The organism is Lacticaseibacillus thailandensis DSM 22698 = JCM 13996, assembly GCF_001312865.1.
GTDB classification, from domain to species: Bacteria; Bacillota; Bacilli; order Lactobacillales; family Lactobacillaceae; genus Lacticaseibacillus; species Lacticaseibacillus thailandensis.
The window spans coordinates 19,320-32,592 of record NZ_BBER01000007.1; the positions used below are offsets into that span (position 1 = coordinate 19,320).

Below are 13,273 nucleotides of genomic sequence, written 5' to 3' on the forward strand. Positions count from 1 at the left end.
AACTCGTCATCCCTAAAACACGAATAGCCGACGAGCATGCCCGTCGGCTATTCATTGCCATTATTTAGTGATGTCGTTACCAAAGTACTTCTTGGACAGACGGGTCAACGTCCCGTTCTTCTTCAGCACCTTGATAGCCTTGCTAATGCGGTTGCGCAGCGCGCCGTTGTGCTTACCGACCATGGCAGCAATCTTAGCGGGTGCTACTTCACTCTTCTTCAGCTCGGTGACCTTGAGACCCTTAGTATCGTTAGACTGCTTGTAGGCGTACCATGCGGGCATCGAGTTAATTGTCCCGGCTGCGCGGCCCTGCCTGATCATCTGCAAAGCCGTGGTGAAGTCACCATCATCGATCAACTTGGCACCAGCCTTCTTGGCTACGAGGGCGTTATCCGTCCCCGTACCTTCAACCAGCGTCTTGCCCTTGACCCCTTTGAGGGTGGTGAGCTTACTACCCGACTTGGTGATCAGCGCCGAACGACTATAAATGTACGGCGTACTGAACAGGTAAGCCTTGCGCCGGGCTGGCGTGGGCGTGATGTTGTTCATGACCGTGTCGAACTTACCACTGCCCAAACCGGCAATCAGGGAGTCCCACTTGGTCGGTACAAACTTGGCCTTAACGCCCATCTGCTTCGCCACGGCTTTGCCCAACTCAACTTCAAACCCCGTCAGCTTACCGTTCTGACGGTAGGAGTACGGCTTATACGTGCCTTCGAGCCCAATTGTCAGTTCGCCCTTCTTGAGCAACTGACTCTTGTAGCTGGTGGCCGCGTGGGTCGCCTGCGTGTGGGTGTGGGTAAAGGTTGCCAACGTCAACGCACCCACCATGGCGGTCAGGGCGGCCGCCAACTTCTTCAAGTTCAACTTCATGATCAATATCCCCCTTGTACAGTTTCTACTATATATTTAGTACCCCAGTTATTCCAGCGTGGCAAAGGTCATCGCGGACACAAAGTTGCGAATGCGCTGATTATCCGTGTGGAAGAACGCGTCGCTACTGCCGTCAAACTCAATGTTGCCGTTCTCTAGGAACACGATCTTGTCAGCAACCTTCTGCGCAAACGCCATGTTGTGCGTGACGATGATCATCGACTGCTGTTCGCGGGCAATTTGTAGCAAGACCTTCAGCACGCCCAGTTCCAGCTCCGGGTCCAGGGCACTGGTCGGTTCATCCAAAAAGATGTATTCCGGCCGCATCGCCAGGCTGCGAGCAATCGCCACCCGCTGGGCTTGGCCACCAGACAGCGCGCTCGGGTACGCGTCGGCTTTGTCCGCCAGCCCAACTTTGCCCAACAACTCCTGCGCCCGCTTGGTCGCAGCCGCGGCGTCCTGCTTGAGGACGTGAACCGGACCTCGATGACGTTCTGCAGGACGGTCAGGTGTGGGAACAGGTTGAACTGCTGGAACACCATCTCGGTGCGCCGGCGGACGTCCAGCACGGTCGACTCGCTAATGGGCTGGCTGTAATCGATCTGGGTCTGGTCAAAGGCAAAGTGGCCACTTTCCGGCCGCTCCAGTAAGTCCAAACTGCGTAACAGGGTCGACTTACCCGAACCAGACGGACCGAGGATCACGGTCGTTTGGTGCTCTGGAAACTCCAGCGACACGTCCTTGAGCGCCGCGTGGTCCCCAAACTGCTTGTTTAAGTGTTCGATTTTAATCATATGCGCCCTCCCCTAGTTAGCCTTCGTCACGTAACGCGACGTCCAGCGTTCCAGGTACTTCTGCACCCACGCCAGCACTGTGCAGGCAATGGCGTAGTACACCGCGACCAACGTGTACATCACCAGTGGCTGGTAGTTCTCCGCAGTGATTTGCTGGCTCACCTCGAACATTTCGACGATGGTGATGGATGCGGCCAGCGACGTATCTTTGACCAGACTGATAAAGCTGTTAGCCAACGGTGGCAGAGACACCCGCAGTGCCTGCGGGATGATGATCCGGCGTAGCGCCATACGCCGCGTCATACCGATAGTCGCCGCTGCTTCCCACTGGCCCCGCGGAATCGACTCAATCGCCGCCCGGATAGTTTCGCTACAGTAGGCCCCGGTGTTCAAACTGAACGTCAGGATACCGGCAACCACGGGGTTCATCTGGATTCCGTGCGGCAGGAACCCCTTGATTTTCAGGTATGGCAGGCCAAAGAAGACGATGAATAATTGTACTAGTAGCGGCGTGCTCCGGAAGAGCCAGACGTAGAAGCTACAGATCCACTTCACCACGTTAAACAGCCCGCCACGCTGCGAGATTCGCGCCAACGCGGTGAGTAATGCCAGCACCAGCCCCAAAATGAATGAGACGATGGCAATCGGCAACGTATATTTGAACCCCGCCGCCAACAACTGCGGAGTTGAGCTCGTGATGATGTGCCAAAGATTCATTGTATCCTCCTCTAGGTTGAACCGGCAACCCCCGCCCGTTTTGTGGTCACGCCCTGCCACTACGCCAAAACACTCCGCCCCAGACGCTTGCGCACGAGGCGGAGTGTTGGGCAAACGGTGCGTTGAGTAATTCTGCGCGTACATGGCGATGATTTTTGCCCACGGCCACAAGTATATTATGTTTTTTTTATGGTAGCGTTATGCGACTTACTTGTCAATTGTTAGTGACTTTGGTGTAGCGTGGTTGGCCTAACGGGCCCGCTGGCAAAAGCGCCACACCGAAGCACACCATCAACGTACTGCAGTAGCGCCTGCATCTTTACCTATATATATGCTAGCCACCCACCCCGATTGGCTAGCCGCCCACTACAAAAGCCACCGTCGGTATTTTCCCAACGGTGGCTTTGATTCTCCTCAATTATTTTGTTACGTGTTACGCCAATCTAGTCACGCACGACTAGTACCGATATCGCCGCGTACTTTGCCATGTACGCCGCCTGGCTCCCAAAGTGACGAGCAATACCCCGCTTGGACATGGCCCCAATCACCAGCAAATCCGGCTGCACCTGCGGAATGATCTTTTTAATGATAGTTTCGCCAGCGTCACCTTCACCGATAACGGCCTGAACACTCTTAATACCGGCTTGCTGGGCCAGGCGGACGTAGCGTTCAATATGCTCCTGGAGTTCTACCCGCTCACCATGCACGTAATCCTTAGTGAGGGCCTGATACACGTTCATTTCGCCCGACTCCAACACCGACGCAATAACCAGCTCCGCATGGTCGGCTTTGGCCCGGTGAATGGCATATTGAAACGCCGCCAGGGCATCCTCCGAGTCATCCACACCGACTAGAATCCGTTTGAAATCGTCTTTCATTAGTCTACCTCCCCCGCGAAGTGCGGACTATTAGTAGTATGATCCTGCTGTGCCCGCTCCAAGCGCTTGTTGCCGCGGTACAGTTCAACCGTGCACCATACTAGTAGTACCAACACGGCGACGATGGCGACGTAAGCTAACAGGTGCGCTATTTCGATCTGGCCCGCCGTGGCGTGGGCGCCCAAGAAACCGGCAAAGGAGTCCGGCAACCCAATCAGGTTCAGGTAGGTCAACCCCAGGACGGAAATCCAACCACAAACCTTGACCCAGAGTGAGTTCTTAAACCTTACGCCCATCTCGGCCCGACTATCAGTCATCATCAACAACGGCAACATCGAAAACGGTAATGCAAAGGCGAGAAATACCTGCGAGTTGTTCATCAGGTTATTCAGTGCTTCGTGTTCGTCGACCGCCGGCAAGTTCCGCGTCATCCAAACACAGAACAGCACCGGAATCACGGAAATCAGCCGGGTAACGAGCCGACGCGCCCACAGCGGCATCCGCATGTGGATGAACCTTCCATGATGACTTGCCCAGTCAATGTTCCAGTAATTGTCGAGTTTTGACCAGATGCGAGGAGTGCGACCGCAAACAGCACGGATAGTACCCCCGACTTGGCTACGGCAATCAGCACACCGTTACTCAACATGGATGTATCGGACAAAGCCTTAAACAGGCCAAAGAACGACGGGTCCTTGACGGCACCACTCTTGAAGACCGCAACCCCCATGATCAAAAGCAGGGAGTTCACGATAAACGCAAAGGTCAACTGAATGTTGGAGTCCCACTGGGTAAAGCGAACAGCGGTCGCCACTTCGTCTTCATTGTCGTGGTTGATTTTCCGTGTTTGGGAAATCGCCGAATGTAAGTACAAGTTGTGGGGCATGACCGTGGCGCCGATGATACCTAGCGCCCCGCTCAGTGGATTCATCCCGTTAACGTTCGGGTGGGCCGCCACCGTGCCGGCGGTTGGGATCAATCCTTTAATGACTCCACCCCAATCCGGATCCGACAAAGCCACTTGGTAAACAAAAACCAACAAAATGACCAGAATCAGACACACCACGATGGCTTCAATCTTGCGGAATCCGATCTTAGTCAGTAGTAATAATAGCAACACATCAAAAACGGTGACGAACACCGCAATGACTAACGGAATGTGAAACAATAAGTACAGCGCGATGGCAGCACCAATGACCTCCGCAATATCGGTGGCCATAATGGCAAACTCCGTCATGATCCATAAGATAATCCCCAGCGCTTTACTGGTGCGGGCCCGAATGGCCTGCGCTAAATCCATCTGACTAACGATGCCCAGCTTAGCCGCCATGTTTTGCAGGAGCATGGCGATTAAGCTCGAAATCAAGATGACAGACATCAGTAAATACTGGAAGTTCTGCCCGCCAGTGATACTCGTGGACCAATTACCAGGATCCATGTAACCAACGGCGACCAACGCACCGGGCCCGGAATAGGCGAATAAGGTGCGCCAAAAGCCCTTGTTCTTCGGTACCGGGACGGTCCCGTTAATTTCTTCCAACGACGGCCCGTTTGCATACTCAATCAGCTTATGCTTACGGGGTGTTACTGGTGCATTCTTCATGTTGCTCCCCTTTCTGCCCGGGGAACGGCAAACTCTTGTCGTTCCCGGGCTGCCACATGCGTGTGGCGCCCTCGAACTAGTCGAGTAATTTTGTAACCACCATCAGTATACAGCCGGTAATTTCATTGTAAAGCATTTTTTTGGGTTGACTAGAAATTAAATGTTTCCTATCCATCAATGCCCGTAATTGGGCATTACGAGGCAAAATATAGCCGTGAGTGACTGTTTTTCTTTTTGGGCTACCTAGAAATAATGTGACACAGCACCAATTGACACCATGTTTTCATCAGCGATGTGGACATAAAAATAGCGGTGCTACTTGTTCTTCGCACCGCCATAACTTTGACATTTATGACCACTTGCAACCGCATCTACAGCATGACCAGCTTGCCCCGTAGGCTGTGTCCCTCTTCGGTAATGACGCCAGTAAACACCGCATTTGTCGCCAAAAAGCTAATCGTGGCCCGAGCCAGCAGGAACGGATTATTCAGGTCGACCATCACAAAGGCGCTGGCCTGATCGACCTGGACGCGACTGCTGACCGTCACGTCCCCGAGCATGAGACGCAGCAACCGCTCCGCCTGGCACGAGTTCCGTGCTCGCACCAGAAACACCCCGACGCTGGACTTCAGGACAAAGTAGTACCGCGGCACCAACTGGCGCGCCACCACGCGGTATTGGGCGACGCGGGCATGAGCCAAGTATTGCTTCACGCGCTGACGACTTTGCGTTAACACGTCCGTGTGTACGCCAACGTAGTAATCGATCCCGGTCATCGCGGCGCGCGACCACCCGACAGGCTGAAATGGCACCACGGCGGCTGTGCCAGTCGTCCGCTTAGGGTTAGTATTGCTGCCATCAATCATTATCCGTCACCCTTTCTCCAACGTGCTGTGCAAAGTTGCTCATGCTACCAACGTTTTACCATCATTATACAGATACACCCGCGCAGCTGACTCCTCCATGCTACCCACTTATTAGCTTCATTGTACGGCCGGAGTGGCGCGGGCTCAATGGCTAAACACGACCTTTTGGGCGTAATTTACGCAAAATTTCTGGCGCGTTCCGCAAAAATGTTATTTAATTGTTTGACTACCGCGTGCACCCCCTCCAGGCGCGTGACACCTGCCACGGGCTTGACCGTCACCGTCGTGCCCCGCCCCGGCCAGACGGCACCAATGCCACTTTGGCATTCCGACCATCAGTCCCATTATGTCCACGCAACCCCCCTGCCACTAGAGTTCTTACCATCACGTGCGTTTCGCGCAATTACCTCACGTCCATGGCACCATAATCAACGTAGCGCTACAGAATAAACGCCGGCGGAGCGCGCCCGCTGGTTGGAGGTACCATGACTACTGAAATCGACCCTGCTGCATGGCAAGCGGCCTACGACTTCATGTCGGACCACATGCCGGTGCTATACGCGGCTTTGCACCGCCTGCACATTCTGCCCCAACACGCTGATTATGACGACCTGCTACAAGAAGCACGGCTCGTCTACATCAAATACTATTGCCGTTACCACGACCCCCGCACCACCCCGACGGAGATCACCAAGTTTAACCGCCTGGCCGGCCACTTTGTCTACTTGAACCTGCTGGCTAAGCTGCGGACCCAGTGGCGCCGCGCGGAGATTGCACCGCAGGAACCTTTGATGTACTGGAATGAGGAACGCTTTCCTAGCCAGGTGGATCTACAGGGAGACTACGAGCGGCAGGAGTTTTTCGCCACCCTCCTCACCACACTGCACGCCCAAGAACGCGACGTCGTGCAGTTACGGCGCCACGGACTGAACAACACCGAGGTCGCCAGCCTCCTCGGTCTGTCCCGCTACCAGGTCATCCGCACCATGCGCAAAGTTCGTAAACAGGCGTTACTCCTGCTGCAGGCTGGCTACTAATTGTCAGCACCCCACCACCCGGTTGTGGCCAGACCGGACGGTGGGGTGTTATTTTTGGGCATTATACCTAGAAGGCATACTACCCCGTACAAATAAGTATTATCTTTTTTTTGCTTAGCTTTGTACATAATGGGGGTAAATGGTGCTTACGCATGCGTGGTGCGGACCAAAGTAGCGTCAACCAATGGAGGCAAACCAATGAAAGACACGATTTTTATCAAACCTGGCCAGATGGCCATTGAGGACGTCGACAAGCCGACCATCCAGGCACCCGACGACGTCATTTTGCACATCGTCCGGACCTGCGTTTGTGGTTCCGACCTGTGGAACTACCGCGGAATCGACGCGACGGCACCCCACTCCCAGAACCCGGGGCACGAAGCCATCGCGACCGTAGACGCCGTGGGCAGCGCCATCACGACCCTCATCCCCGGCGACTTTGTGATTGCACCCTTCACCCATGGCTGTGGCCACTGTGCCGCCTGCCGCGCCGGCTTTGAGGGTGGCTGTCTCAACCATGATGATAACTTTTCGATGGGTGCGCAGGCGGAATACATGCGTTACCAGCACGCCGAGTGGTCACTAGTCAAAATCCCAGGCCAGCCGTCCGACTACAGCGAGGACATGCTCAAATCATTGCTGGCCCTGGCCGACGTCATGGCGACCGGCTACCACGCCGCCCGCGTCGCCCGCGTTAAGACCGGGGACACCGTCGTCGTTGTCGGTGACGGCGCCGTGGGGTTAAGCGGCGTTCTGTCCGCCAAGATGCGTGGCGCCAAGCGCATCATCGCCATGAGTCGCCATGAGGACCGCGCGGCCTTGGCCCGGGAATTCGGTGCCACTGATGTAGTGGCCGAACGTGGCGACGCCGGGGTGGCCAAAGTCATGGCGTTGACCAACGGCGAAGGAGCCGACGCCGTGCTGGAATGTGTCGGTAGCGAACAGTCCGTCGACACGGCCGTCCAGTGTGGACGTCCAGGTGCCACCGTGGGCCGTGTGGGCGTGCCGCACAACGCCAAGATGGATTTGCGGCCACTGTTCTTCCGCAACACCCAGATTGCCGGCGGCCCCGCTTCGGTCACGACTTACGACAAGCAGGTCTTGCTTGACGCCGTCCTCAGGGGTGAGATCAACCCCGGCAAGGTGTTCACCAAGTCCTTCAAACTGGACGACATCGACGCCGCCTACCAGGCCATGGACAAGCGTGAAGCCATCAAGTCCTACGTGATTGTGGATTAACGTTGACACTAACACCATCAAAAAGCCCGCCAGCACTTGCTGGCGGGCTTTGGTGAATCTTCGGCCTCTTCCGCTCGTCGCGACCATAACCCCCGCGACCAGTGCGTACACGCCATCGACGCACAACAATGCCCGTAACGGCTACACCGCTACGGGCATTGTTGTGTCTAGCGTTGGTAAAGTGACAAATACTGCGCCGCCACTACTGGCTGATCACCAGCAACGACTTAATGGCTTTGCGTTGGTCCATCGCCTCGTACGCCTCCTGCACATGGTCCAGATCAAAGCGCTGGGTGAAGACACGGCCGGGGTGAATCTCACCTTTGAGCACCGCATCCAGCAAGACGTCACGGTCGTACGTCGTCACGGACGCAATGCCACCGCGCAGACCCACGTTCGTCCGGAATGGAATGGCGTTGGCATCCGTCGTTTCCTGAGGAATACCTATACGCCCAACGACAGCGCCGGGGCGGGCCACCTTGATGGCGGTATCGACGGACAGCGACGTCCCGACACACTCCAACACGGCATCAGCGCCACCGTTGGTCATTGCGCGCACCTTCGCTACGGCCGCGTCGCCACGCTCAGCCACCACGTCGGTCGCACCGAACTCCCGCGCCAAGGCCGCGCGTCCTCGTGATGGCTCATCGCATGATCCGTTTAGCACCGCGAAGCTTGGCGGCAATCACGCCACACAGACCCACGGCGCCGTCGCCCATGACGACCACGGTGTCGCCCGGCTTGACCTCAGCACTAGCGGCGGCGTGGTAGCCGGTCGCCATAACGTCGGACAGCGCCAACAGGTCGTTGAGCTGGGCGTCCGTGTAGTCATCCGGCTGGCCCGGAACCTTGACTAGCGACCAGTCGGCCAGCGTGTAGCGTACGTACTCGCCCTGGAAACCGCTACTCCCGTGTTCCTTGGAGTTAAAACAGTTGGCCTCAAAACCGGCTTTGCAGGCGGCACAGTGGCCACACCCGTGGGTAAACGGCATGATCACAAAGTCGCCGGGCGCCACGTGCGTGACCTCCGCGCCAACACTCTCGACCACGCCAATCGCTTCGTGGCCCACCACGGTGTTGTGCTTACGCTCGTCCAGGCCGCGGAACCACCAGAGGTCCGAGCCGCACACACAGGCACGGATAATTTTAATAACCGCATCGGTCGGTTCCTGAATCTTTGGATGTTCAAAGTCGCGGGCCTCAACCTTACCGGGTTCAACAAAGACAGCAGTTCTCATGTATAATCATCCTTTCTGCATACCAACAACAACGACAAAAACTACCGCACTATACGCGCGCCAACCACGCCTGAATTTGGGCGTCGTCGGCAGCAACGTGGTCGCCCGGCAGGCCGAATCCGGCCGCCACCGCTAGCGGTGCCGCCGCGGCTTTGAACTCATCCTCGTACTGCGCGGGAGTGCCCGCGTGCGTATAGAACGGCGCAAAGACCGCGCTGGCCCCCTGCGCCGCCTGCAGAAACGCGCGCACAGGGGTCGACGGCACACCCGACCAGACCGGGCCACCCACGAGCACCACGTCATATTGCGCCAAGTCCGGCAGCGGGTAGGCGAGCACCGGTAACTTCCCGGACGCCAGCTGGGCCTTGGCCTCCTCGGACGTCTCGTACATGTCTTGTGAGAACGTCCCCGGCGCCACGGTAATCTCAAACAGATCCGCCTGCGTCGCCGCCTGGAGCTGGTGCGCCAGTTTGGCGGTATGACCTGACCATGAGTAATACGCAATTAAAATTTTTGTTGCCATTATGCTGCCTCCCCAAGTATTAACAACTTACGCTTAGTTTACAACCTTCGAGTGGGTGTAAGGCAAGCAATTTTCTGCACAAATATATTGACAATAAAAAAAGGAAACCGACGGGCAATTCAACCCGTCATTTTCCTGTCAATCTTTGTTGGTACAACGCAACACTCCACGGCTGGGTGTCCGCTGTCCGTGTCTGCGTTTATGCCGCTAGTCGTTAATTAAAGTGCCATGCCGCCGCGGTGTCCCGAAGCTGGTTCAACGTCACCATATCTGCATCGCTGATGGTAAAATCGAGGTGAGTGTTCGCCTCAATGTGCGCCCGTGACGTCGCCTTTGGCAGCGGCACCACCCCGTTCTGGACGCAGAACTGAATGGCAAGCTGGGCGAGACTGACGTCATACCGCTGCGCAATGGCCTGCAACGACTGGTTCCGTAGTAGCGCCCCCGTGGCTAGCGGCGAGTACGCCTCCACCAGGAGGTCATGCTGCTGGGCAAAGCTGGTAATGTCCGGTTCCGTGTAACCAACGTAATACTGGATCTGGTCCACCATCGGCGCTACCCCATCCATTGTTAGCAAGTTTTGTAGATCATGCACGTTGAAGTTTGACACCCCAATGGCTTTGACCCGCCCGGAAGCATAAATTTTCTGCATGGCGCGCCAAACATCCTGGTTCTCGTTGTCGTAGTCGGCACCCACGCTACTCCACGGCCGCGGCGCGTGGATCAGGTACAGGTCGAGGTAATCCAGCCCGAGATTGTTCATGGTCTGGTCAAAGTCACGGAGGGTACCGTCGTACGTTTTGGTCTCAGCGGGGAGCTTGGACGTCACAAAGATGTCCGCCCGTGCCACGTCGGACGCCGCAATGCCGGCGCCCACCTGGCGCTCATTACCGTAGACCAAAGCGGTATCAATGAGCCGGTAACCAAGATTCAAGGCGTTGGTCACGGCCTGCTGGGCGTCATCCTGGGCAATCTGCCAGGTACCAAAGCCAACTTTGGGTATTTGTACGCCGTTGGCCAGCGTGTATACATCATTCAATTTAGTCATTGTCCCACTCCTTTGCTAACTAATGCTGCACGATTGCTTCAATTGGGCGATAAGTTGTGGCCGGGCGCAGTATGGCCAGACACGGATTTGTCCACGTGCATCCTGGCACACGCGCACGGCGACCACTCCCGCTAAATATTTGTAAGCAACATAGTTAGCATAGCCCTTGTAGTTAAGTTTAAGTCAAGTGCAGCACCATAAATAATTGCGGCGCGCGCTACATCCAGGCAGGTTTGTCGCCTTCCGTGCCCGGTTGGTCGATCCCCACGCTGGTGCGGTGGTATTGGTCGGGGTTCTTGATCAAACGTACGACAAAGTCAGCCACGCTGGCCCGCGAAACGGCGGTACCCTTAAACGGTTCGTCCGCGCCGGTCAGTTCGTAATCAATTTGGGGGTCATTGGTCAACCAGGCTGGCCGTAGTTGCGTGGTGTCGATTGCCGTCGTCCCTTTGAGCAAGCGGTCTGACTCCCGGAAACCCGGCAAAAACGCACCAATGGCCTGTTCGTTCCACTCGCCAAACTTACCGGGTACCTCGTGTAGGGCACCCAAGGCACTGTAAAAAAATCAGCCGGGTGCGCTTAGCGGCGGTCATAGCCGCAATAATGGCCTTAGTCGATTTGGCCAAGTCGGTCCCACCAACGTTTGAGTACACAATGTCAACACCCGTCATCGCGTCGGTCAGTGCCGCCTGATCCTGAACATCCCCGTCAATCAGCGTCACGCGGGCGTTTTGACCTAAATTGGCCAAGCGCACCGCGTTACGTAAGAACAAGACTAGTTCATCATCCGTTTCGTCAAGTAGGCGCTGCGCCACCAATTGAGCCGTCGCGCCGTGTGCACCTAAAATCAATACTTTTGTCATTATTTGCTCCTTTAGCTGACCCTACTGGGTGCGTGTGACAACCATCCGTTGTGTCCATCACTACAATTACTAGCATAGGGCCCCAAAAGCTATTCGTCTAATGCCTAGTTTGGATAGGCGTATAGTCTGCAGGCATGGGTGCCCTCGGGAACCAGCCAGCACGCTACACCACCCCGCGGAAGTAGAAAAATCTGCCCCTAGGAACAGTGACGGGCCAACCGTCAATAATTGCCAGTGTGGCCAACCGGGATTAATAAACGAGCGAGGCCACTCAATCCTGCAACCGGATTGGGTGGCCTCATTACGGTGAATAAGCTTTGGAAGCAAGATAGATAAAGTTTAGTAAGTCTTACTCCAATCCATGGTGGTACGCAGATAAGTACCAGCAACTGGATCTGAATAATATGTGCCGCTCGGGGTAACGATGTACTCGGGTTCATCAGAATCTGAAGCCGTAATCGATGGGTGCTGTAATCCGTTACCACTAGGTGTACTTTGTTGCGGTGCACTGGCTGTGGCTTGCCCACTGGATTGGGCTGGCGCACTTCCCTGCGTGTGACTGCTAGTGTAACCATTACTGCTAGTTTGCCCGCCACTGTTGGCAGCACCATTACCACTACTCTGCGTATTGCCCCCTGAATAGGAATTAGTGGCTACCTGATTATTGGTGGCGGGCTGCGTATTATTAGTGGCCTGCGTCCCACTACTCTGCGCTGCCCGAGTGGTCGTACTGCTTTGGCTGCTTGCTTGGGCCGCTGCCACCTTGGCAGCCGCAGCGGCTTGAGCGGCCGCAGCCGCCTTGGCCCGAGCCCGTGCCGCCGCTTGCGCCTTTGCCGCTGCGGCCAGCTTAGCTTTTTGTTGAGCCGCCGTCAGCGGGTGCGTACTCTGCCGCACCACCGCCACCGTTTTGTGGGTGGTGCTGGCAACTAGCTTCAACAGTTGTGGTTCGTACGCCACCCGTACGTGCCCAGCGATATTCCGGTCGTGACGCAACGCGACTGCCGTCCGCATTGTTTGCAGATTATCAATGGTCGGATCCTTCACCACGCCCAAAATAGCGGTCAACGCCATGCGAATGTCGGCAATGTCCTTACCTTGACCCTTGATTCGGCCAACTTTAGCCGTTGCTCCCCGCAAATCATGACTGATCAACGTCTTACTCTTGCCTTGCGCACCATCACGCACGGTTTGTTTGACCGCTTGGTCCGCCGCTTGAATTACCTGGCGCTGGCTCGCGGTCAGGTGCGCATACGGATTCTGTTTAGGATGGAATACCTTGCTGGCATGCGTCGACACCGGCGCTTGCCGATTAAGGATGACCACACCCGCGCCAACTGCCGCGACCAACACCACCGCGAGGCCTATTAGCCACCGGCGCCATTTACCCAGTTTTTGCATCGTTCTCCTCCATAATAAGCCCAAACAACCCCCAACCCTATCGTCGCTGTAATTTTACCACGTAGCCTGTGTAAGCGCTAACCATTGTTGCCAGTATCACCTTGCTACCATCCCCATAGCTTCGCGCCAAGGCACAAATTTGCGTTCGACGTACACTTCCGCGCCGTCCTAGCAGCATGAATGACAAAAAAACATG

At 56.0% G+C, this 13,273-nt stretch carries 9 protein-coding genes and 4 pseudogenes; 2 read left to right on the forward strand and 11 right to left on the reverse strand.

The features are described 5' to 3' along the window. Positions 1–60: 60 nt before the first annotated feature. The 6 genes and pseudogenes from JCM13996_RS08410 to JCM13996_RS08435 form a co-directional block, all read right to left on the reverse strand. Positions 61–873 carry a transporter substrate-binding domain-containing protein gene (locus tag JCM13996_RS08410; RefSeq protein WP_054750796.1) on the reverse strand — a complete coding sequence of 271 codons (813 nt, stop codon included), beginning with the start codon at positions 871–873 and terminating at the stop codon, positions 61–63. A gap of 48 nt (positions 874–921) precedes the next feature. Then, positions 922–1,667: pseudogene (locus JCM13996_RS08415) on the reverse strand (amino acid ABC transporter ATP-binding protein). A 12-nt stretch (positions 1,668–1,679) separates the two neighbouring features. Then, the gene (locus JCM13996_RS08420) at positions 1,680–2,384 is read right to left on the reverse strand and encodes an amino acid ABC transporter permease (RefSeq protein WP_054750797.1); all 705 of its coding nucleotides are present in this window, start codon (positions 2,382–2,384) and stop codon (positions 1,680–1,682) included. 443 nt (positions 2,385–2,827) lie between these two features. Then, positions 2,828–3,262, reverse strand: a complete 435-nt coding sequence (locus JCM13996_RS08425; RefSeq protein WP_054750798.1) for a universal stress protein — start codon at positions 3,260–3,262, stop codon at positions 2,828–2,830. Beyond that, positions 3,262–4,865: pseudogene (locus tag JCM13996_RS08430) on the reverse strand (Nramp family divalent metal transporter). The gene JCM13996_RS08425 and the pseudogene JCM13996_RS08430 overlap by 1 nt, the downstream one beginning before the upstream one ends. Before the next feature lie 371 nt (positions 4,866–5,236). Continuing rightward, complete coding sequence (locus JCM13996_RS08435) at positions 5,237–5,731, reverse strand: hypothetical protein (RefSeq protein WP_054750799.1); 495 nt, start codon at positions 5,729–5,731, stop codon at positions 5,237–5,239. 485 nt (positions 5,732–6,216) lie between these two features. On the opposite strand from JCM13996_RS08435, the gene JCM13996_RS08440 reads away from it, so the two are divergent. Both JCM13996_RS08440 and JCM13996_RS08445 read left to right on the forward strand, forming a co-directional pair. Further along, positions 6,217–6,768: a sigma-70 family RNA polymerase sigma factor gene (locus JCM13996_RS08440; RefSeq protein ID WP_054750800.1), complete on the forward strand. Its 552-nt coding sequence runs from the start codon at positions 6,217–6,219 to the stop codon at positions 6,766–6,768. A 198-nt stretch (positions 6,769–6,966) separates the two neighbouring features. Next, positions 6,967–8,007 (forward strand): zinc-binding dehydrogenase, encoded by a 1,041-nt coding sequence (locus JCM13996_RS08445; RefSeq protein ID WP_054750801.1) that lies wholly within the window; start codon positions 6,967–6,969, stop codon positions 8,005–8,007. A gap of 202 nt (positions 8,008–8,209) precedes the next feature. Here the strand turns inward: JCM13996_RS08445 and JCM13996_RS08450 are convergent. The 5 genes and pseudogenes from JCM13996_RS08450 to JCM13996_RS08470 all read right to left on the reverse strand — a co-directional run bounded on the left by JCM13996_RS08450 (position 8,210) and on the right by JCM13996_RS08470 (position 13,077). Next, positions 8,210–9,245, reverse strand: a pseudogene (locus tag JCM13996_RS08450) (zinc-dependent alcohol dehydrogenase family protein). Positions 9,246–9,294: 49 nt separating this feature from the next. Further along, positions 9,295–9,768: a flavodoxin gene (locus tag JCM13996_RS08455; RefSeq protein WP_054750802.1), complete on the reverse strand. Its 474-nt coding sequence runs from the start codon at positions 9,766–9,768 to the stop codon at positions 9,295–9,297. A 214-nt stretch (positions 9,769–9,982) separates the two neighbouring features. After that, entirely contained in the window at positions 9,983–10,816 is an 834-nt protein-coding gene (locus JCM13996_RS08460; protein WP_054750803.1) for an aldo/keto reductase, read from the reverse strand. A 217-nt stretch (positions 10,817–11,033) separates the two neighbouring features. Further along, positions 11,034–11,679 (reverse strand): annotated as a pseudogene (locus JCM13996_RS08465) (NAD(P)H-binding protein). A 339-nt stretch (positions 11,680–12,018) separates the two neighbouring features. After that, positions 12,019–13,077 carry a hypothetical protein gene (locus tag JCM13996_RS08470; protein ID WP_054750804.1) on the reverse strand — a complete coding sequence of 353 codons (1,059 nt, stop codon included), beginning with the start codon at positions 13,075–13,077 and terminating at the stop codon, positions 12,019–12,021. Positions 13,078–13,273: the final 196 nt, after the last annotated feature.

What these genes read in the sequence shown, in the direction of transcription:
- JCM13996_RS08420 (WP_054750797.1), bottom strand. Translation starts at nt 2,384, where the DNA reads ATGAATCTTTGGCACATCATCACGAGCTCAACTCCGCAGTTGTTGGCG.
- JCM13996_RS08440 (WP_054750800.1), top strand. Translation starts at nt 6,217, where the DNA reads ATGACTACTGAAATCGACCCTGCTGCATGGCAAGCGGCCTACGACTTC.
- JCM13996_RS08460 (WP_054750803.1), bottom strand. Translation starts at nt 10,816, where the DNA reads ATGACTAAATTGAATGATGTATACACGCTGGCCAACGGCGTACAAATA.
- JCM13996_RS08455 (WP_054750802.1), bottom strand. Translation starts at nt 9,768, where the DNA reads ATGGCAACAAAAATTTTAATTGCGTATTACTCATGGTCAGGTCATACC.
- JCM13996_RS08445 (WP_054750801.1), top strand. Translation starts at nt 6,967, where the DNA reads ATGAAAGACACGATTTTTATCAAACCTGGCCAGATGGCCATTGAGGAC.
- JCM13996_RS08425 (WP_054750798.1), bottom strand. Translation starts at nt 3,262, where the DNA reads ATGAAAGACGATTTCAAACGGATTCTAGTCGGTGTGGATGACTCGGAG.
- JCM13996_RS08435 (WP_054750799.1), bottom strand. Translation starts at nt 5,731, where the DNA reads ATGATTGATGGCAGCAATACTAACCCTAAGCGGACGACTGGCACAGCC.
- JCM13996_RS08470 (WP_054750804.1), bottom strand. Translation starts at nt 13,077, where the DNA reads ATGCAAAAACTGGGTAAATGGCGCCGGTGGCTAATAGGCCTCGCGGTG.
- JCM13996_RS08410 (WP_054750796.1), bottom strand. Translation starts at nt 873, where the DNA reads ATGAAGTTGAACTTGAAGAAGTTGGCGGCCGCCCTGACCGCCATGGTG.